The 20,277-nt window shown below is 57.3% G+C and carries 18 protein-coding genes; 11 read left to right on the forward strand and 7 right to left on the reverse strand.

Features of this window, described 5'->3' with window-relative positions:
* Window positions 1–71 precede the first annotated feature (71 nt).
* From AUC60_RS20390 to AUC60_RS20400, 3 genes are read left to right on the forward strand one after another with little or no spacing between them, the layout of a single operon-like run.
* Entirely contained in the window at window positions 72–1,880 is a 1,809-nt protein-coding gene (locus AUC60_RS20390; protein ID WP_167384382.1) for a sensor histidine kinase, read from the forward strand.
* Window positions 1,877–3,244, forward strand: a complete 1,368-nt coding sequence (locus AUC60_RS20395) for a sigma-54-dependent transcriptional regulator (RefSeq protein WP_087271835.1) — start codon at window positions 1,877–1,879, stop codon at window positions 3,242–3,244. The genes AUC60_RS20390 and AUC60_RS20395 overlap by 4 nt, the downstream gene beginning before the upstream one ends.
* Window positions 3,241–3,717 (forward strand): thioesterase domain-containing protein, encoded by a 477-nt coding sequence (locus AUC60_RS20400; RefSeq protein ID WP_087271838.1) that lies wholly within the window; start codon window positions 3,241–3,243, stop codon window positions 3,715–3,717. The genes AUC60_RS20395 and AUC60_RS20400 overlap by 4 nt, the downstream gene beginning before the upstream one ends.
* Before the next feature lie 198 nt (window positions 3,718–3,915).
* Here AUC60_RS20400 and cysQ read toward each other — a convergent pair whose 3' ends face one another.
* Window positions 3,916–4,758 (reverse strand): 3'(2'),5'-bisphosphate nucleotidase CysQ, encoded by an 843-nt coding sequence (gene cysQ, locus AUC60_RS20405; RefSeq protein WP_087271840.1) that lies wholly within the window; start codon window positions 4,756–4,758, stop codon window positions 3,916–3,918.
* Window positions 4,755–5,321 (reverse strand): ADP compounds hydrolase NudE, encoded by a 567-nt coding sequence (gene nudE, locus AUC60_RS20410; RefSeq protein ID WP_087271843.1) that lies wholly within the window; start codon window positions 5,319–5,321, stop codon window positions 4,755–4,757. The genes cysQ and nudE overlap by 4 nt, the downstream gene beginning before the upstream one ends.
* Before the next feature lie 99 nt (window positions 5,322–5,420).
* On the opposite strand from nudE, the gene yrfG reads away from it, so the two are divergent.
* A complete protein-coding gene (gene yrfG / locus AUC60_RS20415; RefSeq protein WP_087271845.1) occupies window positions 5,421–6,083 on the forward strand; it encodes a GMP/IMP nucleotidase in 663 nt (220 codons plus the stop codon).
* 86 nt (window positions 6,084–6,169) lie between these two features.
* Here the strand turns inward: yrfG and lysM are convergent, their stop codons facing one another.
* Window positions 6,170–6,619 carry a peptidoglycan-binding protein LysM gene (gene lysM / locus AUC60_RS20420; protein WP_087271848.1) on the reverse strand — a complete coding sequence of 150 codons (450 nt, stop codon included), beginning with the start codon at window positions 6,617–6,619 and terminating at the stop codon, window positions 6,170–6,172.
* Between the two features lie 152 nt (window positions 6,620–6,771).
* Between lysM and AUC60_RS20425 the strand changes: the two genes are divergently transcribed.
* The 4 genes from AUC60_RS20425 (at window position 6,772) to AUC60_RS20440 (ending at window position 11,703) form a co-directional block, all read left to right on the forward strand.
* Window positions 6,772–7,659, forward strand: a complete 888-nt coding sequence (locus tag AUC60_RS20425) for a LysR family transcriptional regulator (protein ID WP_087271850.1) — start codon at window positions 6,772–6,774, stop codon at window positions 7,657–7,659.
* A 94-nt stretch (window positions 7,660–7,753) separates the two neighbouring features.
* Window positions 7,754–8,593, forward strand: a complete 840-nt coding sequence (fdhD, locus tag AUC60_RS20430; protein ID WP_087271853.1) for a formate dehydrogenase accessory sulfurtransferase FdhD — start codon at window positions 7,754–7,756, stop codon at window positions 8,591–8,593.
* Complete coding sequence (locus tag AUC60_RS20435) at window positions 8,590–10,926, forward strand: FdhF/YdeP family oxidoreductase (RefSeq protein WP_087271856.1); 2,337 nt, start codon at window positions 8,590–8,592, stop codon at window positions 10,924–10,926. The genes fdhD and AUC60_RS20435 overlap by 4 nt, the downstream gene beginning before the upstream one ends.
* A gap of 315 nt (window positions 10,927–11,241) precedes the next feature.
* Window positions 11,242–11,703 (forward strand): glycine zipper domain-containing protein, encoded by a 462-nt coding sequence (locus AUC60_RS20440; protein ID WP_087271859.1) that lies wholly within the window; start codon window positions 11,242–11,244, stop codon window positions 11,701–11,703.
* 56 nt (window positions 11,704–11,759) lie between these two features.
* Here AUC60_RS20440 and AUC60_RS20445 read toward each other — a convergent pair whose 3' ends face one another.
* Together AUC60_RS20445 and AUC60_RS20450 are read right to left on the reverse strand one after the other, a co-directional pair.
* Entirely contained in the window at window positions 11,760–12,191 is a 432-nt protein-coding gene (locus AUC60_RS20445; protein WP_087271862.1) for an acyl-CoA thioesterase, read from the reverse strand.
* A 101-nt stretch (window positions 12,192–12,292) separates the two neighbouring features.
* Window positions 12,293–14,230: a RecQ family ATP-dependent DNA helicase gene (locus tag AUC60_RS20450; RefSeq protein WP_167384383.1), complete on the reverse strand. Its 1,938-nt coding sequence runs from the start codon at window positions 14,228–14,230 to the stop codon at window positions 12,293–12,295.
* Window positions 14,231–14,413: 183 nt separating this feature from the next.
* On the opposite strand from AUC60_RS20450, the gene AUC60_RS20455 reads away from it, so the two are divergent.
* Window positions 14,414–15,238 carry a hypothetical protein gene (locus AUC60_RS20455; protein ID WP_087271868.1) on the forward strand — a complete coding sequence of 275 codons (825 nt, stop codon included), beginning with the start codon at window positions 14,414–14,416 and terminating at the stop codon, window positions 15,236–15,238.
* Window positions 15,239–15,426: 188 nt separating this feature from the next.
* Window positions 15,427–16,557: a hypothetical protein gene (locus tag AUC60_RS20460; RefSeq protein ID WP_087271871.1), complete on the forward strand. Its 1,131-nt coding sequence runs from the start codon at window positions 15,427–15,429 to the stop codon at window positions 16,555–16,557.
* Between the two features lie 187 nt (window positions 16,558–16,744).
* Here the strand turns inward: AUC60_RS20460 and AUC60_RS20465 are convergent, their stop codons facing one another.
* Window positions 16,745–18,286: a phosphoenolpyruvate carboxykinase gene (locus tag AUC60_RS20465; protein ID WP_087271874.1), complete on the reverse strand. Its 1,542-nt coding sequence runs from the start codon at window positions 18,284–18,286 to the stop codon at window positions 16,745–16,747.
* A gap of 178 nt (window positions 18,287–18,464) precedes the next feature.
* Window positions 18,465–19,358, reverse strand: coding sequence for an Hsp33 family molecular chaperone HslO (hslO, locus tag AUC60_RS20470; RefSeq protein ID WP_087271877.1), 894 nt, complete (start codon window positions 19,356–19,358; stop codon window positions 18,465–18,467).
* A gap of 101 nt (window positions 19,359–19,459) precedes the next feature.
* Between hslO and AUC60_RS20475 the strand changes: the two genes are divergently transcribed.
* A complete protein-coding gene (locus AUC60_RS20475) occupies window positions 19,460–20,260 on the forward strand; it encodes a phosphatase PAP2 family protein (protein WP_087271880.1) in 801 nt (266 codons plus the stop codon).
* The last annotated feature ends 17 nt before the right edge of the window (window positions 20,261–20,277 follow it).

Consider the following 20,277-nt stretch of genomic DNA (forward strand, 5'->3'; position numbering starts at 1 on the left):
CCGCACGGCGTCCGTGATACTGCGATATCTTCTACAGAAAAGTCGACCCTTAGCGCAGTTCAACAATGACCATGAACGCCACCCTCCCACCCCGCCCGCGCTGGCGCAGCCTCGCGCTGCTCGCTCTGTGCCTGGCGCCGCTACTATGGCCGCTGGAACATCTGGCCGAGCGTTATTACCGTAACGAACTGGTGAGCCAGAATCGGCAAACTCTGGACCTTTACGTTGCCAACCTGTTGGGCACGCTGCATCGCTATGAAACCCTGCCGCAGATTCTCAGCCAGTTGCCGGACCTGCCCGCCGCATTAAAAGCCCCGCAGGGCAGCGCTCCACAGGAAGCCGCTAATCATCTGCTGCAAACCATCGTTCGCCAGACCGGCGCGGAAGTCATGTACTTGATGAACGCCGAAGGTACGACTATTGCCGCGTCGAACTGGGACAAGCGCGACAGTTTTGTAGGCCGCAACTTTTCCTTTCGCCCTTATTTCAGCGATGCCATGGCTGGCAACCTTGGACGTTTTTTTGGCTTGGGCACGACGTCTGCCAAACGTGGTTACTTCTTTGCCTCGGCGGTACGTGACGCAAACAAGGTAATTGGTGTGCTGGTGGTCAAAATTGATCTGGACCACACCGAAAACCTATGGGGCAAAACCCCTGAGCAACTGCTGCTCACTGACCACAATGGCGTCGTCATCCTAACCTCTCGGCCGGAATGGCGCTTCCGCTCGACGCGCGCACTGAGCGATGAAGAAAAACAATCCATCGTAGCGATCCAGCCCTACCCGACCCGCGATCCACGCCCGTTGCTGCTCGACGAGAAAGCATGGCTGACCCAAAGCCAGCAAATCGACGAAACCGGCTGGAGTGTGAATATTCTGGCGCCGCGAGCGTTGATTGATCGTCCGGTTCGCACCGTTGTTGCCATTGGGGGCGCGGCGTTATTAGTAGTGATGTTGTTGTTAGGCATCATGATCCAGCGGCGTCGGCACTATCTGGATCGTATTGCATTCGAAGCCAAGGCTCGTCGCGAGCTGGAAGTACGCGTGGTGGAGCGCACCAGTGATCTGGAGGGCCTGAACAGCCGTCTGAGGCAGGAAGTCCTTGAGCGCGAACAGGCGCAACAGGAACTGGTCCGCGCTCAAGATGAATTGGTGCAAGCTGGCAAGTTGTCCGCGCTGGGCACCATGTCTGCCAGCATCAGCCATGAGCTTAACCAGCCTTTGGCAGCGATCCGCAGTTATGCGGAGAACGCAGAAATCCTGCTGGATCACTCACGCACTGATGACGCCCGAGGCAATCTCAAGCAGATCGGCGAATTGACCGGCCGCATGGCGTCAATCATTGCCCATTTACGCGCTTTCGCCCGTCGCGACCGGCATGCGCCGGAGAGCGTCGCGCTGCAACCTGCGCTGGACGATGCCTTGGCGCTGCTGGCCAAGCGGCGGCGGGCCATGGAGGTCGAACTGATTCGCGACCTGCCCGATGCCACGCTATGGGTACAGGCCGGTGAAACCCGGCTGCGCCAGGTGCTCGGCAACCTGTTGGCCAATGCCTTGGACGCCCTGACCGAAAAAGGTCCACCGCGCAGAATCTGGATCAGTGCCGAACAGACGTCAGAAGGCGTCAACCTGTTTATTCGGGACAATGGCCCCGGTTTTACTCAGGATGCGCTGGCGCGGGCACGCGAACCCTTCTTCACCACCAAAACCCGTACTCAAGGGCTGGGGCTCGGATTGGCGATCTGCGATACCCTGATGCGTGCTTTGGGCGGCGAACTGCTGTTCGACAACCACCCGACCGGAGGCGCGCTGCTGACTTTGCGTCTGCGTGACGGCGCTTCCGGAGTCAACCTTCAACCGCCAGAGGATTTATCTGCATGACCGCCATCGACAGCCGGATCCAGGTAGTGCTGATCGACGACGACCCGCACTTGCGACAGGCCCTTAGCCAAACGCTGGATCTGGCCGGCCTGAAAGTCCTGACCCTGCCTGAAGCCAACGGTCTGGCAGCACGAATAGAGCGCGATTGGCCTGGCGTTGTAGTCAGCGACATTCGTATGCCGGGCATGGACGGTCTTGAGCTATTGAGTGACTTGCACGGCAGAGACCCGGAACTGCCGGTCCTGTTGATTACCGGCCATGGCGATGTGCCGTTGGCGGTGCAAGCGATGCGTGCCGGTGCGTACGACTTCCTGGAGAAACCTTTCGCCAGCGACGCATTGCTCGATAGCGTACGCCGCGCCTTGGCCCTGCGACGTCTGGTGCTGGATAACCGCAGCCTGCGACTGGCCTTGAGTGACCGCCAACAACTGAGCGCTCGCCTGGTCGGGCAGTCGGCTCCCATGCTGCGTTTGCGCCAACAAATCGGGGCGTTGGCCGCCACCAAGGCTGATGTGCTGATCCTCGGCGAAACCGGTGCAGGCAAAGAAGTCGTAGCGCGAGCGCTGCATGATTTGTCGAACCGCCGCACCGGACCATTTGTCGCGATCAATGCGGGGGCGCTGGCCGAATCCGTGGTCGAAAGTGAATTGTTCGGGCATGAGCCGGGGGCTTTTACCGGGGCGCAGAAACGCCGCATAGGCAAATTCGAATTCGCTAATGGCGGCACGCTGTTCCTCGATGAAATCGAAAGTATGAGCATGGACGTGCAGGTCAAACTGCTGCGCCTGCTGCAAGAGCGAATGGTCGAGCGACTGGGCGGCAACCAGCAAATCCCACTGGATATTCGGGTGATTGCGGCCACCAAGGAAGACTTGCGTCAGGCAGCCGACCAAGGCCGCTTCCGCGCCGACTTGTATTACCGGCTCAACGTCGCGCCGTTACGAATTCCACCGTTACGCGAGCGTGGTGAGGATGCGCTGATGCTGTTCCAGCACTATGCGGACGCGGCAAGCATGCGCCATGGTTTGCCTAAACATGAATTACAGCCTGCGCAACGCGCCCTATTGCTGCGCCATACCTGGCCAGGCAACGTGCGCGAACTGCAAAACGCCGCCGAGCGTTTCGCGCTGGGCCTGGAGCTTGCACTGGAGGGTAATGAAGTACCGGTGGTGCCGACGATTACGGGCGGATTGAGCGAGCAGGTTGAAAGTTTTGAACGCGCGTTAATCGCTGCCGAGCTGACCCGGCCACACAGCTCCGTGCGCAGCCTCGCGGAGGCGCTGGGTCTACCGCGAAAAACCCTGCATGACAAACTGCGCAAACATGGTCTGAGCTTCGGCGGCGGCGCGGATGAGCAAGAATGAAGCCTGAGGACAATCTGCTGTCAAAAGAGGCTGCCGCACTCCAGCAAGTGCTGCATCACGACATCCCGCTCACTCAGGCGATGGGCATGAAAGTCTTGAGCTGGCAGGATCACCAGTTGCGCCTGCATTTGCCACTCGCGCCCAACATCAATCACAAAAGCACGGTGTTTGGCGGCAGCTTGTACTGCGGCGCAGTGCTGGCGGGTTGGGGCTGGCTGCACTTGCGCCTGCAAGAGGCCGGTATCGAAGGCGGGCACATCGTGATTCAGGACGGGCAGATTAGCTACCCGCTGCCAGTGCGCGAAGATGCTGTGGCGATTTGCGATGCGCCGGAGGAAGCCGTCTGGGAAAGATTTGTCACTACCTACCAGCGCCGTGGCCGGGCACGATTGACGTTACCGACACGAATTTGCGCTCAAGGAAGTGATCAGGAAGCAGTGCATTTTATCGGGCAGTTTGTGTTGCATCGGTAGCGAAGCTCTTATCAACACAATGCAATTACCTGATTTGGGAATGCTTTTCTGTCGGAGTTCACGAGCACCGCGAGGCAGCGATGGCGTCCTGTCTGATACACCGCCTTCGCGGCCTCGCGGTGCTCGTGCGCCCCTACAGATCCATGTTTGCCGCGAGATAGCACTCACAGCAATCCCCTACAGAAATGACATGTGCAATCAGGAGCGCGCTAACTCCAGCAAGTCGGAACGCCAGGCGGCCCCCGCTGGCAGCGCCAGAAAGAACGGGTTCAACAGGGATTCCCGTGGCGGATAGCTGAATGGCTCACCGGACAGTTCGAGTACTTCACCGCCAGCGCCCTCCAGCACACCTTGCGCAGCGGCGGTGTCCCACTGAGAGGTCGGTGCCAGGCGGGGATAGCAATCGGCAGCACCTTCGGCCAACAGGCAGAACTTCAGCGAACTGCCGATGTTGGTCAAATGCAGATGCCCAACCGCAGCAGACAAGCCGGCGAGTAGACGCTCCTGCTCGGGGCTGGTGTGCCGTCGGCTGGCGACAACCGTAAAATCATGTCCCGTGCCCGGCTCCTGACGCACGCTGATTGGCGTCAGGTGATCATCGTCATCGCTGCGCCACGCGCCCAATCCGGCGCCCCCAAAGTAGCAGCGGTTATTGGTCGGCATCGAAACAACGCCGAACACCACACGACCATGTTCGATCAGTGCGACATTTACGGTGAACTCTTCACTGCCGGAAATAAACTCCTTGGTGCCGTCCAGCGGATCGACCAGCCACCAACGCTCCCACTTGGCGCGCTCACTCAGCGGGATATCGGCATCTTCTTCGGACAACACATGAATATCCGGTGCCAACGCCAGCAGGCCTTCAGCAAGCAGCTGATGGGCAGCGATGTCCGCCGCAGTGACGGGCGAATCATCAGCCTTGGACGTCACCGTCACATTGGCGCGCCAGTGCGGCAGGATGACTTCCCCTGCGAGGCGAGCAAGCTTGATCACGGGTTCCAACAGCGGGTGTGGCAGATTGCTGAAAACATCGGTCATGGCAAAAACAATCCACGCTGGGTCAGTAAATCACGCGCCAGATACAGTGCGGCCAAGGCTCGGCCCTCACTGAACTGGGGATGTTCAATCAAACTTGATAGCTCGCGCAAATTCACTTTGTCCACGCGCATGGGCTCAGGCTCGTCGCCCTCCAGACGCTCTTCGTAGAGATCGGAAGCCAGCACCACCTGAATTTTCTGGCTCATGTAACCCGGTGACAGGGAAAGCTCGGTCAGATGTTCCAGTTGGTGGGCGCCATAGCCCGCTTCTTCCTTGAGTTCGCGGTTGGCAGCGGCCAGAACGTCTTCGCCCGGCTCGATAAGCCCCTTGGGCAAAGACAGCTCGTATTCGTCTGTGCCGCCGCAATATTCTTCGATCAAGACCGCATGATCGGCATCCAGCATTGCAACGATCATGACCGCGCCATAACCATTACCGCGCCCGACCAACCGCTCATAAGTGCGCTCGACACCGTTGGCGAAGCGCAATTGCAGCTCCTCAACACGGAACAAACGGCTGCTGGCGACGATTTCGCGGGCAAGTACGGTGGGTTTCTGGCGCATGTCGGGCTCCTTTGCGTGGACGGGTTACTATACCGTGGCTTTTCCGATTGTCTGTCTCGGATATGCTGACTTCACCCATCGATACTTTGCGAGACCTGAATGCCTTTAATGCCTTGGCGCGACATCGATACCGTTCTGCTCGACATGGACGGCACCCTGCTCGATCTTTATTACGATGAGCACTTCTGGCTGCAACATTTGCCGCAGCGCTATGCCGAGCTGCATGGCGTGAGCCTGGCCATGGCGCTGCTGGAGATGAAGCCGCTGTTTGAGAAGAATGCGGGCACGCTCAACTGGTATTGCCTGGACTACTGGAGCGCCGAGTTAAAGCTTTCAGTGCGAGACCTCAAGCTGGAAACAGCTGACCTGATTGCCCTGCGGCCCGACGCTGAAACTTTCCTTGCGGCGATCAAGCAGGCAGGCAAGCGGGTGATCATGATCACCAACGCCCATCGCGACTCGTTGTCACTGAAGATGGAGCGCATCGAGCTGGCGCCGTATTTCGAACGTTTGATCAGTTCCCATGACTACGGCTTCCCCAAGGAAAGTCCGCACTTCTGGGATGCGCTGCAGGCCGATATCGCCTTCGACCCGGCCCGTAGCCTGTTTATCGACGACACCCTGCCGATCCTGCGCAGCGCCCGCACTTTCGGCATCGGCCATCTTCTGGCGGTCAGTGAACCGAACAGCCAGAAAGGGCCGAAAGACACTGAGGAGTTTGCAGCGGTTAAGGACTATCGGGAGTTGATTGAAGGGCTCTAAAAATATGTAGGAACTGCCGAAGACTGAGATCCGGGCGTGTCAGGGAATCCATTCGCAGCCTTCGGCAGCTCCTACAGGGATCTTCGCTAATCCGGAATACGTAACACCTGCCCCGGATAAATCTTGTCCACATCCTTGAGCATCGGTTTGTTGGCCTCAAAGATTTTTTGATATTTATTCGGGTCACCGTAGACCCGTTTGGATATGGCGCTGAGGGTGTCGCCCTTTTCGACGGTAACGAATTTAGCCGGGGTAGCCGTCGCGCTACCACCAGCGATGGTCATCTGATCATCGACCGTTTCCACACCCTTGATATTGCCCAGTGTCAGCAGGATTTTTTCCTTCTCTTCCTGGCTGGCGACTTCGCCAGTGACCGTCACCGTACTGCCTTCCACGACGGTCTGAATGTCGGGATTGCCGAGCCCTACTTCTGATATGTGCTTTTTGAGCGCGTCATTCGAGGCGTCGGCATCACCGGGGGTAATTGCATCGAGGATCTTCTCCCCGGCTTCCTTCAAGAAACTGAAACTGATCATTTTGCGGCTCTCCTTGATTGTTATTGTTGTGCCCAACATTCAAGGTTAGTCGTAACAGATCATGGGAAACGGCCGTCCGACCGGCAGCCGACCGCCCATCCGATACGTCTACAGGCTAGAATCGTGCGCTTGCAGTGCCTAACGGAGCGAATATGGACATCAAACAACTCAAATTCCTGATCGCCCTCGATGAAACGAGGCATTTCGGCCAGGCTGCCGCACGTTGCAACATCACTCAGCCGACCCTGTCGATGCGCTTGCGCAATCTGGAAGAAGAGCTTGAGCTGCCACTGGTCGTTCGCGGGCAGCGCTTCGAGGGTTTTACCGCCCCGGGCGAGCGAGTGCTGGCTTGGGCACGCACGGTCTTAGCCGCTTATGACGGCTTGCAGGCCGAAGCCGCTGCTTGTCGCGGGCACTTGGTCGGCACCCTACGTATGGGCGTAGTGCCGTTGTCGAGCTTCGACCCACTGCCGTTATTGCGGTTGCTGCACGAAAGCCACCCCAACCTGCGCTTCGAGCTGTCGGCACTCAGCTCCGAGCAGATCCTGGAACAATTGGCGAGCAATCGCATTGATCTGGGCGTTTCCTACATGGAGCATCTGGACAGCGAACGCTTCGACTCCCTGACCTTGGCCGAAACCCGCATGGGTCTGCTGTACGATCATCGCCACTTTGACTTTGGCGAACGGCCGTTGACCTGGGCAGACCTGATTGAGCTGCCTTTGGGCTTGCTGACCAGCGGTATGCATTTCCGCCAATCCATCGATAACAACTTCCATAGCCGCGGTTTGCAGTTCAATCCGTTGCTGCAAACCGATGCCGTTCATCAGTTATTACAGTCGGTCCATGGTGGCTTCTGCTGCGCGATCATGCCGCTTGAGGGCGAGCTGGAAAACCTGACCGAAGATTTGCGCCTGCAACCCATCGACGACGCCCGCACAATGGCGCGGCTGGGCATGATCATGCGTCGTGGTGCCCCGAGGTCGGTACTGGCAGAAGCGTGTTTTGCGCTCTATCAGAAACTCACCGAAAAACATTGATCGACGTCATCTATCAGCGCATTGGAACTAGCGATTAGACGATTTTCGACAAGAGGCCTAGTCTTGTGCGATATCACTCTGCCGGTACGTTCCCATGCACGCCAAGCGAACGGTCAGTACGGCGCCCGCAGACCAATCGCCAGCGCCCGCTGCAAGCAAGTCCTACAGCTACTCGAACCTCGACCGCGATGTGTCGGCGCCTGCCGATCTCGCTGAAGAAGTAGCGCTGGCCATCGCCTTTAACGGCATCAGCCAGGCGGTCATGCTGGTCACTCCGACCGATCTTGAAGACTTTGTTGTGGGCTTCAGTCTGGGCAGCGGCATCATTGCCTCACCCGATGAAATCTACGACATCAAACTCAGCGGCTGCGGGTCTGCACAGCAGGCCGAGGTCGAAATCGCCAGCCGCGCCTTTTGGGACCTCAAGCAGCAGCGTCGGCAAATGGCCGGCACCAGCGGCTGCGGTTTGTGCGGAGTGGAAGCTGTTGAACAGGCGCTGCCTGAACTGAACGTCTTGCCTGGCGCGCCTTTGCCGCCTATCGAGTGGCTTGAAGGTTTGCGTCAGCGGATCGGTGAATTCCAGCCGCTGGGTCGCCATTGTGGCGCGGTACATGCCGCAGTTTTCATGAATAACCAAGGGCAATTGCTGCTGGGCCGGGAAGATATCGGTCGACACAACGCCCTCGATAAGTTGATCGGCGCCCTGGTGCGCCAGGAAATTCCAATAATCGGCGGCCTTGCCATCGTCACCAGTCGTTGCAGCCTGGAGTTGATCCAGAAAGTCCTGCGCGCCGGTATCCAGACGCTGGTCAGCTTGTCCTCGCCTACCGGCCTGGCCTTGCAATGGGCACGTCGTCATAACCTGAACCTAATTCACCTGCCGCAACACAGTGCGCCGCGGGTTTTTAGTCCCGTGATGGAGAGTCAAGCATGAGCCTGCATAAAGAAGCCGACCAGAAACCAGTCCCGCGTTACAAGCCCTACAAAGGTGCCGCCGGTGGTTGGGGTGCATTGATCAGCGTGACTCATCACTGGCTATCCAGCGACAACGCGCTGAAAAACCTGCGCATGATGCTCAAGACCAACCAGAACGGCGGCTTTGACTGCCCTGGTTGCGCGTGGGGTGATTCGCCGGAAAGCGGCATGGTCAAGTTCTGTGAAAACGGCGCCAAGGCGGTGAACTGGGAAGCGACCAAGCGTCGTGTCGACCCGTCCTTCTTTGCCCGCTACAGCGTCAGCGCACTGCGCGAGCAAAGCGATTACTGGCTGGAATACCAAGGCCGTCTGACCGAGCCAATGGTCTATGACGCCGAAACTGATCGCTACAAGCCGATCAGTTGGGACGACTCTTTTGCCCTGATCGCCAAGCACCTCAAAGCGTTGCCGAACCCGAACATGGCCGAGTTCTACACCTCGGGCCGGGCCAGCAACGAAGCCGCTTATTTGTACCAGCTGTTCGTGCGCGCCTATGGCACCAACAACTTCCCTGACTGCTCGAACATGTGCCATGAAGCCAGCGGCGTTGCATTGTCGCAAAGCGTTGGCGTCGGTAAAGGCACCGTGACCTTCGACGACTTTGAACACGCTGATGCGATTTTCGTTTGGGGCCAGAACCCCGGCACCAACCACCCGCGCATGCTTGAGCCTTTGCGTGAAGCGGTTCAACGCGGCGCTCAGGTAGTGTGCGTCAACCCGCTTAAAGAGCGTGGTCTGGAGCGCTTCCAGCATCCGCAACACCCGATCGAGATGCTCACCAACGGTGACCGTCCAACCAACACCGCCTATTTCCGCCCGGCACTGGGTGGCGACATGGCGTTGTTGCGCGGTATGGCCAAGTTCCTGCTGCAATGGGAGCGCGATGCGCAAGCAGCCAACGAGCCGTCGGTGTTCGACCACGCGTTCCTGAACGAACACACCCATGGCGTGCTCGACTATCTGGCGACTATCGACGACACCCCATGGGACAAGATCGTCGAGCAGTCTGGCCTGACGCTGGTGGATATCGAAAAATCCGCGCGCATGTACCTCAAGGGCAAGAACGTCATCATGTGCTGGGCGATGGGTATTACCCAACACCGCCACTCGGTGGCGACCATTCAGGAAATCGCCAACCTGATGCTGCTGCGCGGCAACATTGGCCGCCCAGGCGCTGGTCTGTGCCCGGTGCGCGGCCACAGTAACGTGCAGGGCGACCGCACCATGGGCATCAACGAGCGTCCACCGGCGTTTTTCCTTGATGCACTGGAGCGTCGCTTCCAGTTCAAAGTCCCGCGTGAAAATGGTCACAACGTGGTTGAAGCCATCCACGCCATGGCCGAAGGTCGCGCCAAAGTCTTCATCGCACTGGGCGGTAACTTCGCCCAGGCTACGCCCGACAGCGCTCGTACCGTTGCAGCCCTCAGCAACTGCGACCTGACCGTGCAGATCAGCACCAAACTCAACCGCAGCCACTTGAGCCACGGTAAAGAAGCACTGATCCTGCCGTGCTTCGGTCGTACCGACATCGACATGCAGGCCAACGGTCCACAAGCAGTGACGGTGGAAGACTCGTTCAGCATGGTTCACGCTTCCAATGGCCAGTTGCAGCCGTCATCGCGCCATATGCGTTCCGAGCCTGCAATTCTCGCGGGCATCGCCAACGCGACATTGGGTAAGCAACCTGTGGACTGGCTATGGCTGGTGGAAGATTACAACCGCATCCGTGAGCTGATCGCCGACACCGTTCCGGGCTTCAAAGATTTCAACCAGCGTCTGGAACACCCGGGCGGCTTCTACCTGGGCAACGCGGCCGGTGCTCGTCGCTGGAACACCGCAACCGAACGCGCCAACTTCAAGCCCAACATGTTGCCGCTTGATCTGGTACACGCCAGCGTGCGCTCCACCGGTCAGGAGCCTGATCTGATCATGCAGTCCATGCGCTCCCACGATCAGTACAACACCACTATTTATGGCCTGGACGACCGTTATCGCGGCGTTAAGGGTCAGCGTGACGTGGTGTTCGTCAACGAAGCCGACATCATCCGCCTGGGCTACCAGCCAGGGCAGAAAGTTGACCTGATTTCGATCTGGGGCGATGGTCGCGAGCGCCGTGTGAAAAACTTCACCTTGCTCGCTTTCGACATCCCGGCTGGCCAGGCTGCCGCTTACTACCCAGAGGTCAACCCACTGGTGCCGCTGGAAAGCGTTGGGGATGGCAGCAGCACGCCAACCTCGAAGTTCGTGGCGATCAAGCTGGAGCGCTCGGCTGAGTCGGCACGGATTGTTTGATTAGAAAATCAGAATCCCTGTAGGAGCGCACGAGCACAGCGAGGCCGCGATGGCGGAGTATCAGACAAATCGCTATCGCTGCCTCGCGTTGCTCGTGAGCTCCTACAGAGCCCAAACCCATGAAGAAAAAAGGCCCGTTTCGCGAGAAACGGGCCTTGATCAAGTAAGCTAAGACTGCCAATTAAGACTTAAGTTCCTTAGCAAAAACAGTAACTTAGCTATTTGTGTACCAGTCGTGTTACTCGTCGGATTTGCGTTGCCACAATCTTTGCAGAACCTCAGGATCGGCGCCGTCATCCCTTTGAGGTTCATTGCATGAAGTATTCCTCGATTCTGTTGTTGTCACTCACTCTGACCAGTGGTCTCGCCTCAGCAGGCGGTACGGTTGAGTCGGGCGTGGGCGGTGCATTGGGTGGGGTACTTGGTTCCGTTGTCGGCCAACAACTGGGCGGCAGCACAGGTGCAGCGATTGGCGCAGGCCTGGGTGGCGCGGGCGGCGCTGCTGTCGGTGCGGACCGTCGCAATCGTACAGAAGCAGCCATTGGCGGCGGTCTGGGCGCTGCGGGCGGTAACGTGATCGGTCGCAGCGTTGGCGGCAACACTGGCAGCCTCGTCGGCGCAGCCGCAGGTGGCGGTGCTGGCGGTGCGCTGGGTAACTACATGGGCAACGAAAGCCGCGCCGACGATCGTGATAACCGTCGCTATCGCGGTGACCGTGGTCCGCGCGGACACGCTCATGGCCACCGCAAAAACAAACACCATTACCGCCATCGTTAATTGACGTGTTTGACCTGAAAAGCACACTGGCCGCCCATGAAGCGGCCAGTGTTGTTTCAGACGACTAAAACCTGCAACGCCTCGCGCAGGATGTCGGGTATGGATACCGGCAGATTCGACGCCCGATCCACAAACACATGAACGAAGCGTCCCGCCGCACAAGCCTCGTCCTCGCCAACCTTGAACACCGCCAGCTCGTATTGCACAGAGCTATTGCCCAGCTTCGCGACCCGCAAACCGACTTCGATCAAGTCAGGGTAGGCAATCGACGCGAAGTAATCGCATGAAGAACTCACCACAAAGCCCACTACCGAACCGTCATGAATATCCAGCCCACCGCGCTCGATCAGGTAGGTATTCACTGTGCTGTCGAAAAAGCTGTAGTAAGTCACGTTGTTCACATGGCCGTAGATATCGTTGTCGTGCCAACGTGTGGTGATGGGCTGGAAGTGTCGGTAGTCGGACCTTTGCGGGGTTATGTTGGTCATGAAGTTCTCTTGTCGTAAGTTGGCATCTGTAGGCGCTGCCGAAGGCGGCGAATACTATTTGTCTGACACACCGCGCTCGCAGCCTTCGGCAACTCCTACAACTATTCAGAGTGGATATTAACCCGCACCCAATCCCGCACCGCCGCATAGGGGTAATCCTCCAACTGCGCAAAACCAGGTATCCCGCGGGCCTTGAGCTTGGTGAACAACGGCACACTAATGCCGCACAAGAAGCGCGTCAGGCAATCTGCACTTGGGGCATGGTCACGGTAATCCTGATGTTTACGGATGAACTCACCGCACAGTTGCTCGAAGCTCTGTGCCTCCAGCGGTGCCAAGGCCGGAGGCTCCGGTAAACGCGCGACCTGCCCGGCACATACCGAACAATGCCCGCAGCGGCGTGGTGCCTTTTGATCACCGAAATAATCCGCCAGCCGACTGCTTAAACATTGTTCGCTGGCAAACAACTCAAGCATCGCGTGAATACGCTCCACCTCTGAAGTTTCATGCTCGCTAAAGTATTCATGCAGCTCAATGCTAAGCGCTTCGGCATCAAAATCAGTGACCAACAAGCTGTAGACCTCGGTCATCTGCTTGCTTTCCAGCTCTATCCAGCCTTTTTCCTGAAAGTAATCCAGCGCTGTGACGACCCTTGCGCGCTCAGCCTGGTACTGCTGATACATCGCATCGAAATCCACGGTCGCCCAGGTTCTTGCCCGTGCAGAAGTTGCCACCAAAGCTTCTACGAACTGTCGGCGCTCACCTTCGAAACGCTGCACCAGCGCATCCGGCTCAATCAGGAACTTGAAACGGTACTCCGCAAAATACGCATAGCGTGGCGCGATGATCCCGCGCAGCTCCAACTGCACCAACAAGGTTTTCAGCGGCAATTGGCGAACGTTACTCTGGTCCGCCAGCGGCCCGAGTAGAAACTCCCACTGCCCCTGCGGCCCGGCATCGAGTAAATCCTCCAGCACATAACGAATGCCAGACAGTTCCGGCGTGTCGCCATAGACGAAATTTTCCAGGACGTTGAGGCTGTCGCGATTGGCCAACACCAGGCAATCAGACGGCGCGCCATCACGCCCGGCACGGCCGATTTCCTGGCTGTAGTTCTCGATGGATTTGGGCAGATCAAAATGCACCACATTGCGGATGTCGCTCTTGTCGATGCCCATGCCAAACGCAATGGTCGCCACAATGCAGTTGAGCTGCCCGTCCATGAACTGTCTCTGGATAGACTCGCGCTGATCGTGGGGCAACCCGGCGTGATAAGCGCTGGCTGCAATACCGTTCTGCGTCAAGTGCTCGGCGGTGTATTCAGCGGTTTTCTGCAACGTGACATAAACGATAGTCGGTTGATCGAGCTTGGCACCCAGCCATTCCACCAACCGCCGTCGCTTATCCCACCCGGTCACGGGTTCGACCCACAGATTGAGGTTTTCACGATAGAACCCCGTAGTCACTACGTCCTGCGGCTCAATGGCAAACTTCGCCTGCATGTCATCAATGACCTGCGGCGTGGCCGTGGCGGTGAGCAGCAGCGCCTGGGGAATACGAAATTCGCGCTGGTAGTCCGGCAGCTTCAGATAATCGGGCCGAAAGTTGTGGCCCCATTCAGAAATACAGTGGGCCTCGTCCACCACCAACAAGGAAATCGGCACCTGCGAAATGAAGTTTCGAAAACGCTCGTTCTTCAAACGCTCTACGGAAATCATCAGGATTTTCAACTCACCCGAGCGTGCCTGGGCCATGACCTGCGCAACGTCATCGCGGCTTTGCGCCGAATCGATACTGGCTGCCGAAATGCCGTGGCGCTGTAAAAACGCCAACTGATCCTGAATCAACGCCAGCAGTGGCGAAACCACCAGTGTCAGGTGCGGAAGCATCAACGCAGGCAGTTGATAGCAAAGCGACTTGCCTGAGCCCGTGGGAAAAATCGCCGCTGCAGAGCGGCCCGCCAACACCGCACTAATGGCCGCCTCCTGTCCCGGACGAAACTCTGAATAGCCGAAAACCTGTTCAAGACGCTTGTGCATAAGCTGCCACTCCATTGACCGCAATCAGGTGCAGGACCTTAACGCGGCCAGCCTGGTCAGAAAACAACCAAAGCATTACAAAAATGAGTAAGGATACAGGCAAGGGCTACTAGCAAAAGGCTATTTACCCGGTTTAACCTTTGCGCCATCAAGCATTGCCTCGATCAGGCTAAAGGAACAGGAATGGATGCCGGTAAACAACCCAGTGAAGATGGATTTACCCACATCCAACGCTTGACCCCAGGCAAGGTCGATATCGTGTTAGGGGCTCATCCTGGCAAACGCAGACCTGCACACCGCAGCAAACGCCGAGGCTATTCGTCGCTGTTGATCCTGCTGGCTATAGCAGGATTTGCTGCGTACCTGCTTTTCCCTCGAGCAAAGCCATTACCGCAAGCATCCAGGCCAACCATCGAGCAGCCCGTAGCAGTAGCGACGGAACCACCGCCGGCCCTGATCGAAACCCCGCCCCAGCCTGCCCCACCCTTGGCAGCCGAGCCTTACCTTGGCCCCAATGTGGTCCGGCGTGAAGTGCCACCCCCAAGTGCCCAGCCGCTGGACGAATGCATGAAAAATGGCAACGTGATCGACGAAAATGTGCTCAATTGCCGTTTTGGCCAAGTGCCAAAAGCTACCGAACGCGAACCGGCCAAAGGCATGGTCTCCTCCAGCTACATGGCAAACTTCAAATCAGACCTCGCTCGTACCAACTCCGAACGGGCAACGAGAGCCTTCAGCGTTGCCAGCGTCAGTTTCCGCGCTGTGGACAGTCGCAGCCGCTACCACGCGGACTTTCGAGTCTTCAACAACCACATCGACAACAGCAGCGTATGCATGAACTTCAGTAAAGGCAGCGTCGAAAACCGCGAGTGCCGCCGCGCCGCCGTCGTATTCTTCAAGGAGTCCTGTCAGGAGTGGACCAAACGCGCCGCCAAAGACAGGGACGAGCAAAGCAAACAAACCCAGGAGCGCTATTGCGAGGCGAACAGGACGTTTGAGGCGGGATAAGGTATTTAATATGACGTGTATTCAACTATGCGCTGCCGAAGGCTGCAGACGGATTAATCCTGATACAAAACCATTTGCAGCCTCCAACAGCCCTGCTGTGGCTTACAACAGCAAGTAACAACATACCCAGGCGAAAGCAAAAATACTTCACTAGTCTGCTCCGTACTCATAAAACACGGAGGTTTCTCATGAGTGTATTTACGATTTTCTTTTGCGGTACAGGCTCTACCAAATATGACACGTTGAACAAAAACTACTGGAATGGGGAACTGGTTTCGACACTGGCCAACAATATGGCCAATCGAGAGTTCGTTGACTGGGTCGCTATTGATGGCCCTGGCAGTGGCAATTTACAAGCAGATGAATTATTCACCGAACCCAAAGGTTACGGCTGGACCGGCACAGCGTTTGGTAAAGGCTGGTACGAAAATGTGCAACATTCAATAAACCTGATCAAGGGTAAGGCCGACTGGAAACGCACTAAACTTTCCGAAGTCGAGTACAAGCGGTTGAAAGCCGCAGGACTGCCCATTCACGACGTGGAAACATCAGGTTCCTGGTTGTGGCGCCACTACGACTACGGTGACCGTAAAATTACGCAGCAAGACCTGCAAGAACAAATCATCAAAACCTTTCGCAAGGCCGGGATCATCCCGACGCAGGTCAACCTGGTAGGTTGGAGCCGCGGTGGTGTCAGTTGCCATATGGTGGCGAACGCCATGGCGGGAGACCCCGATCTACGTAATATCCCAGTCAATATTTTTGCGGTTGACCCGGTTCCGGGCCCTTTGAACTTCCAGCTTGAGAAAGTTGCTCTCGGCAAAAACGTTAAAGAGTATGTAGGTTTTTTCGCTCGGGACGAACGCTCCAAAGGCTTTTCGTGTGTTATTCCCCAGACCCATCCCGCGACTCGGGTCAGCATTTTTCCAATGGCTGGCCGTCACGCCACTTTAGTCGGTAATGCCTCGCTCAAAGGCGCCGACGGCCCCGGCTCTTTGACGGAAGCAGGCCAGTTGGTCAGACATTTCGCAGAAGTATGCCTGACCCGTTGGGGTGCTCCGCTGAACAAGAAACTGGGCCTGGCACCTGCAAAGGTCAGTGCTCTGCATCAAAGTATTGTCATGCACGAAGCTACCTTCATCGCGATGCGCAAGTTCAGCTATACCGGCCTGACAGAACAAAACAAAGACGAACGAAATGTGAGCCTCGGCGATAAGGGCACCCACTTTTCGTCAGTGATGGGCAAGGCGTTCACGCCACAACCCGGTTTGGCAGCATCGCTGGCTAAAGGTAATGAAGCGTATAAGGATATTCAGTGATGCATTTAAGCGGCTGGTTTCATATCTGCGTATGCAGGCCTGGCGTCTCGCGAACAAGGTCACTTCTACAGATTCATTGTTCGCCGTCAGACAGTGCACTGCCCTGACCTGAGAGCAGCCGTCGCCCGCTTTCAAACCCACAAAAAAAACCGCCCCTAAGGGCGGTTTTTTGTTCTGCCAGTCCGTATTACAGCTGTGGACCCGCAGCCTTGATTGCGTCGCTCACTTCGAATTTCTTGAAGTTCTCGATGAACAGGCCAGCCAGTGCTTTGGCAGCCTCATCGTAGGCAGCTTTGTCAGCCCAGGTGTTACGTGGGTTGAGCAGGCCGGTTTCAACGCCCGGTACGGCCAATGGCACGTCGAGGTTGATGGTGTCGAGGTGCTCGGTTTCTGCGCCGATCAACGCGCCGCTCTGGATCGCTGAAATCACGCCACGAGTGGTAGGGATGTTGAAGCGCTTACCGACGCCGTAGCCGCCGCCAGTCCAGCCGGTGTTAACCAGATAAACCTTGGAGCCGAAGCCACGGATGCGCTTGATCAGCAGCTCGGCGTATTCGCCAGCCGGACGCGGGAAGAACGGTGCGCCGAAGCAGGTGGAGAAGGTCGACTTGATGCCGCTACCCGAACCCATTTCAGTAGAACCAACCAGTGCGGTGTAACCCGACAGGAAGTGGTAAGCCGCTTGCTCTTCGCTCAGGATTGACACTGGCGGCAGTACGCCGGTCAGGTCGCAGGTCAGGAAGATCACTGCGTTTGGCTCGCCACCCAGATTCTTCTCGGAACGTTTGGCAACGTGTTCCAACGGGTAAGCGGCGCGGCTGTTCTGAGTCAGGCTGACGTCGGAATAGTCAGCGTGCTTGGCCTCGTCGATCACGACGTTTTCCAGCACGGCGCCGTGCTTGATGGCTTTCCAGATGACCGGCTCGTTCTTCTCGGAGAGGTCGATGCACTTGGCATAGCAACCGCCTTCGATGTTGAACACCACGCCTTCGCCCCAGCCGTGCTCGTCGTCACCGATCAGGTAACGGCTTTCATCGGCGGACAGGGTGGTTTTGCCGGTACCGGACAGACCGAAGAAAAGGGTGACGTCACCCTCTTCGCCAATGTTGGCAGCGCAGTGCATTGGCAGCACGTCAGCCGCCGGCAGCAGGAAGTTCTGCACCGAGAACATGGCTTTCTTCATTTCACCGGCGTAACGCATACCAGCGATCAGTACTTTCTTCTGTGCGAAGTTGAGGATCACGCAACCATCGGAGTTGGTGCCGTCACGCTCAGGAACGCATTCAAAGTTGGCAACGTTCAGCACTTGCCACTCTTGACGACCTGCAGGGTTGTACTGAGCAGGGTTGATGAACAGGCAACGACCAAACATGTTCTGCCAGGCAGTCTGGGTGGTCATCTTCACAGCCAGGTAGTGGTCTTCAGCAGCACCTACATGTACGTGAGAAACAAAATGCTCTTGTGCATTGTTGAACGCTTCAACGCGATCCCACAATGCGTCGAATTTGTCAGCCGGGAACTTGCGGTTGATCGGGCCCCAGGCAATTGCGTCCTGAGTGCTTGGCTCTTCAACGATGAAACGATCGACCGGCGAACGGCCAGTACGATGGCCTGTTCTCACAACCAGAGCGCCAGTGTCGGAAAGTTCGCCTTCGCCGCGGGCAAGCGCTTGCTTGACCAGGTCGTCGATGCTCAGATCGGTGTACACAGCGTTATTGGTTTGAGTCATGAGGGTCCCCGTCGGCCAGTGGCCGAGTGCTCCAAACGGTTTTGTAGTAAAAAAACAACCACTACTACAGCGGAAAAGTGGGCCGGATTATGCCAGAAACGCCCAAGAATGGTAGGCCTCCCGTCAGAACCGCCCCACCGCTGCCCACAGCCTGTAGTGAGGCGAAATCCGTGCTCGATTAGTGGCGCGTATCAGATGGCGAGTCGACTCCACCCCCAGCGAAGAGCTGAGCGATATCAGTGGCATCGAAAAGATAGCGCTGATTGCAAAACTGGCAGTCGATTTCGACGCTGCCACCATGCTCAATAACCAGTTGCTGCGCATCTTCCAGTCCAAGACTGACCAGCGCATTGGCCGAACGTTCCCGCGAGCAGCTGCAGCGGAAGCATAGCGGCTGAATTTCAAACATTCTTACGGGGTCTTGGTGGAACAGCCGATGCAGTACGGTCTCGTTGTCCAGGCTCAGCAATTCTTCTGCTGTCAGGGTACTGGCCAGTGTCGTGACATGCTCCCAGGTAGCGTCACGTTCCTCAGGATCAGTCTGATGCGCCACTGGCAATTGCTGCAGCAGCAAGCCTCGCGCACGGTGCCCATCAGCCTTGAGCCAGAAGCGCGTGCCGAGCTGTTCAGACATCACGAAGTAGCTCGAAAGGCTGTCAGAAAGGTCAACACCGTCCAGAGCCACAATCCCCTGATAGCGTTTGCCCTGGCGCGGATCAATGGTCATGGCCAGCGAGCCGTCAGGCATCAGCTCCTGCAAGCCGGCACCCGGCGTAATCAGCGATTCATCGTAACGGGCGATCCCGCGCAGCTCACGCTCGCTTGAGCATTCGACCATCAGCAATGGCACAGCACCGCTGGACCGCGCCTGAAGAATCAGCAAACCATCGAATTTAAGCGTGCCGACGAGCAAGGCTGCTGCGGCCAAAAGCTCGCCAAGCAGTTGCGCGACCGGCTCCGGGTAGGGATGTTTGGCCAAGACTTCGGCGTAGCTTCGCTCAAGCGCGACCAGCTCACCGCGAACATCGCTTTCGTCAAAAATGAAGCGCTGGGAGTACTCGATATCAGTCATGGGGAAGGTATCTGAATTGATGACAAATTGATGACAAGCGTCTATAAAGCGCCGTTTAAAGCGCTCCAAGCGCGTCTTGCCATGTAGATAAGGGCCATTTTATGGGCTATCCCACACTCTTCCAAGCGAAGTGGAACATCAGCCGACTCGTGCTGTGCAATTTGATCGCCCTTGGGCTGCTGGGCGCCTGGATGTGGCCAGCCGGCCATGCCCTGTTTACCCAGTTTGATGAGTGGCTGTTTCATGCACTCAATCAGCCTCTTGAACAGAACGCAGTGTGGCGGTCCATCTGGACGGTTGGAAGTATGCGGCCTTTCGATGCAGTGGTGGGTCTGATCCTGCTGTGCCTGCTGATCAAAGGTGAGTGGGTATTCAAAGCCACTCAAGTGCGCGCAGCGCTGTTCGGGTTCGTTTCGATCCTGCTTTTGCTGCTGATCATCCGCACGTTGTTTTCCAAATGGCTGGATCATTCGAGCCTGCAACACGACAGCCCATCCATGGTGCTTGAAGGCGCCATTCGCCTGAGCGAAATGTACCCTCACCTGGAAAAGGCCTGGGAACTCAAAGACCGCTCCAGCCAAAGCTTCCCTGGTGATCATGCTTCGGTGCTGTTGATCTGGGCGATGTTCATGACGGTGTTCAGCCGTTCCTTCGTTCAGCGCGTTGTGATCTGGGGACTGGCGCTCCTTTTCATGATGCCGCGCCTGGTTGCGGGCGCTCACTGGGGGCAAGACGACTATATCGGCGGCGTGCTGATCGCTTTACTCGCTCTGGGCTGGGGTTATTACACCCCGTTTGCAGCAGTGATGAGTAATTTATGGCTGAAGGTTACAGCGCCGATCTTCACGCTGCTTCAGAAGTTGCCGGTGGTGAGCAGAATGAGCGTGGTGCGCGGGGTTTGAACTGATCACTCAACCCC

The sequence above is a fragment of the Pseudomonas caspiana genome, from assembly GCF_002158995.1.
Lineage (GTDB): Bacteria > Pseudomonadota > Gammaproteobacteria > Pseudomonadales > Pseudomonadaceae > Aquipseudomonas > Aquipseudomonas caspiana.

Bases quoted from the DNA above. Each gene is read 5' to 3' on its own strand.
- AUC60_RS20400 (WP_087271838.1), top strand. From the start codon at position 3,241: ATGAAGCCTGAGGACAATCTGCTGTCAAAAGAGGCTGCCGCACTCCAG.
- AUC60_RS20455 (WP_087271868.1), top strand. From the start codon at position 14,414: ATGGATGCCGGTAAACAACCCAGTGAAGATGGATTTACCCACATCCAA.
- yrfG (WP_087271845.1), top strand. From the start codon at position 5,421: ATGCCTTTAATGCCTTGGCGCGACATCGATACCGTTCTGCTCGACATG.
- AUC60_RS20435 (WP_087271856.1), top strand. From the start codon at position 8,590: ATGAGCCTGCATAAAGAAGCCGACCAGAAACCAGTCCCGCGTTACAAG.
- AUC60_RS20395 (WP_087271835.1), top strand. From the start codon at position 1,877: ATGACCGCCATCGACAGCCGGATCCAGGTAGTGCTGATCGACGACGAC.
- AUC60_RS20465 (WP_087271874.1), bottom strand. From the start codon at position 18,286: ATGACTCAAACCAATAACGCTGTGTACACCGATCTGAGCATCGACGAC.
- AUC60_RS20440 (WP_087271859.1), top strand. From the start codon at position 11,242: ATGAAGTATTCCTCGATTCTGTTGTTGTCACTCACTCTGACCAGTGGT.
- AUC60_RS20460 (WP_087271871.1), top strand. From the start codon at position 15,427: ATGAGTGTATTTACGATTTTCTTTTGCGGTACAGGCTCTACCAAATAT.
- AUC60_RS20425 (WP_087271850.1), top strand. From the start codon at position 6,772: ATGGACATCAAACAACTCAAATTCCTGATCGCCCTCGATGAAACGAGG.
- lysM (WP_087271848.1), bottom strand. From the start codon at position 6,619: ATGATCAGTTTCAGTTTCTTGAAGGAAGCCGGGGAGAAGATCCTCGAT.
- AUC60_RS20450 (WP_167384383.1), bottom strand. From the start codon at position 14,230: ATGCACAAGCGTCTTGAACAGGTTTTCGGCTATTCAGAGTTTCGTCCG.
- fdhD (WP_087271853.1), top strand. From the start codon at position 7,754: ATGCACGCCAAGCGAACGGTCAGTACGGCGCCCGCAGACCAATCGCCA.
- nudE (WP_087271843.1), bottom strand. From the start codon at position 5,321: ATGCGCCAGAAACCCACCGTACTTGCCCGCGAAATCGTCGCCAGCAGC.
- AUC60_RS20390 (WP_167384382.1), top strand. From the start codon at position 72: ATGAACGCCACCCTCCCACCCCGCCCGCGCTGGCGCAGCCTCGCGCTG.
- AUC60_RS20475 (WP_087271880.1), top strand. From the start codon at position 19,460: ATGGGCTATCCCACACTCTTCCAAGCGAAGTGGAACATCAGCCGACTC.
- hslO (WP_087271877.1), bottom strand. From the start codon at position 19,358: ATGACTGATATCGAGTACTCCCAGCGCTTCATTTTTGACGAAAGCGAT.
- cysQ (WP_087271840.1), bottom strand. From the start codon at position 4,758: ATGACCGATGTTTTCAGCAATCTGCCACACCCGCTGTTGGAACCCGTG.
- AUC60_RS20445 (WP_087271862.1), bottom strand. From the start codon at position 12,191: ATGACCAACATAACCCCGCAAAGGTCCGACTACCGACACTTCCAGCCC.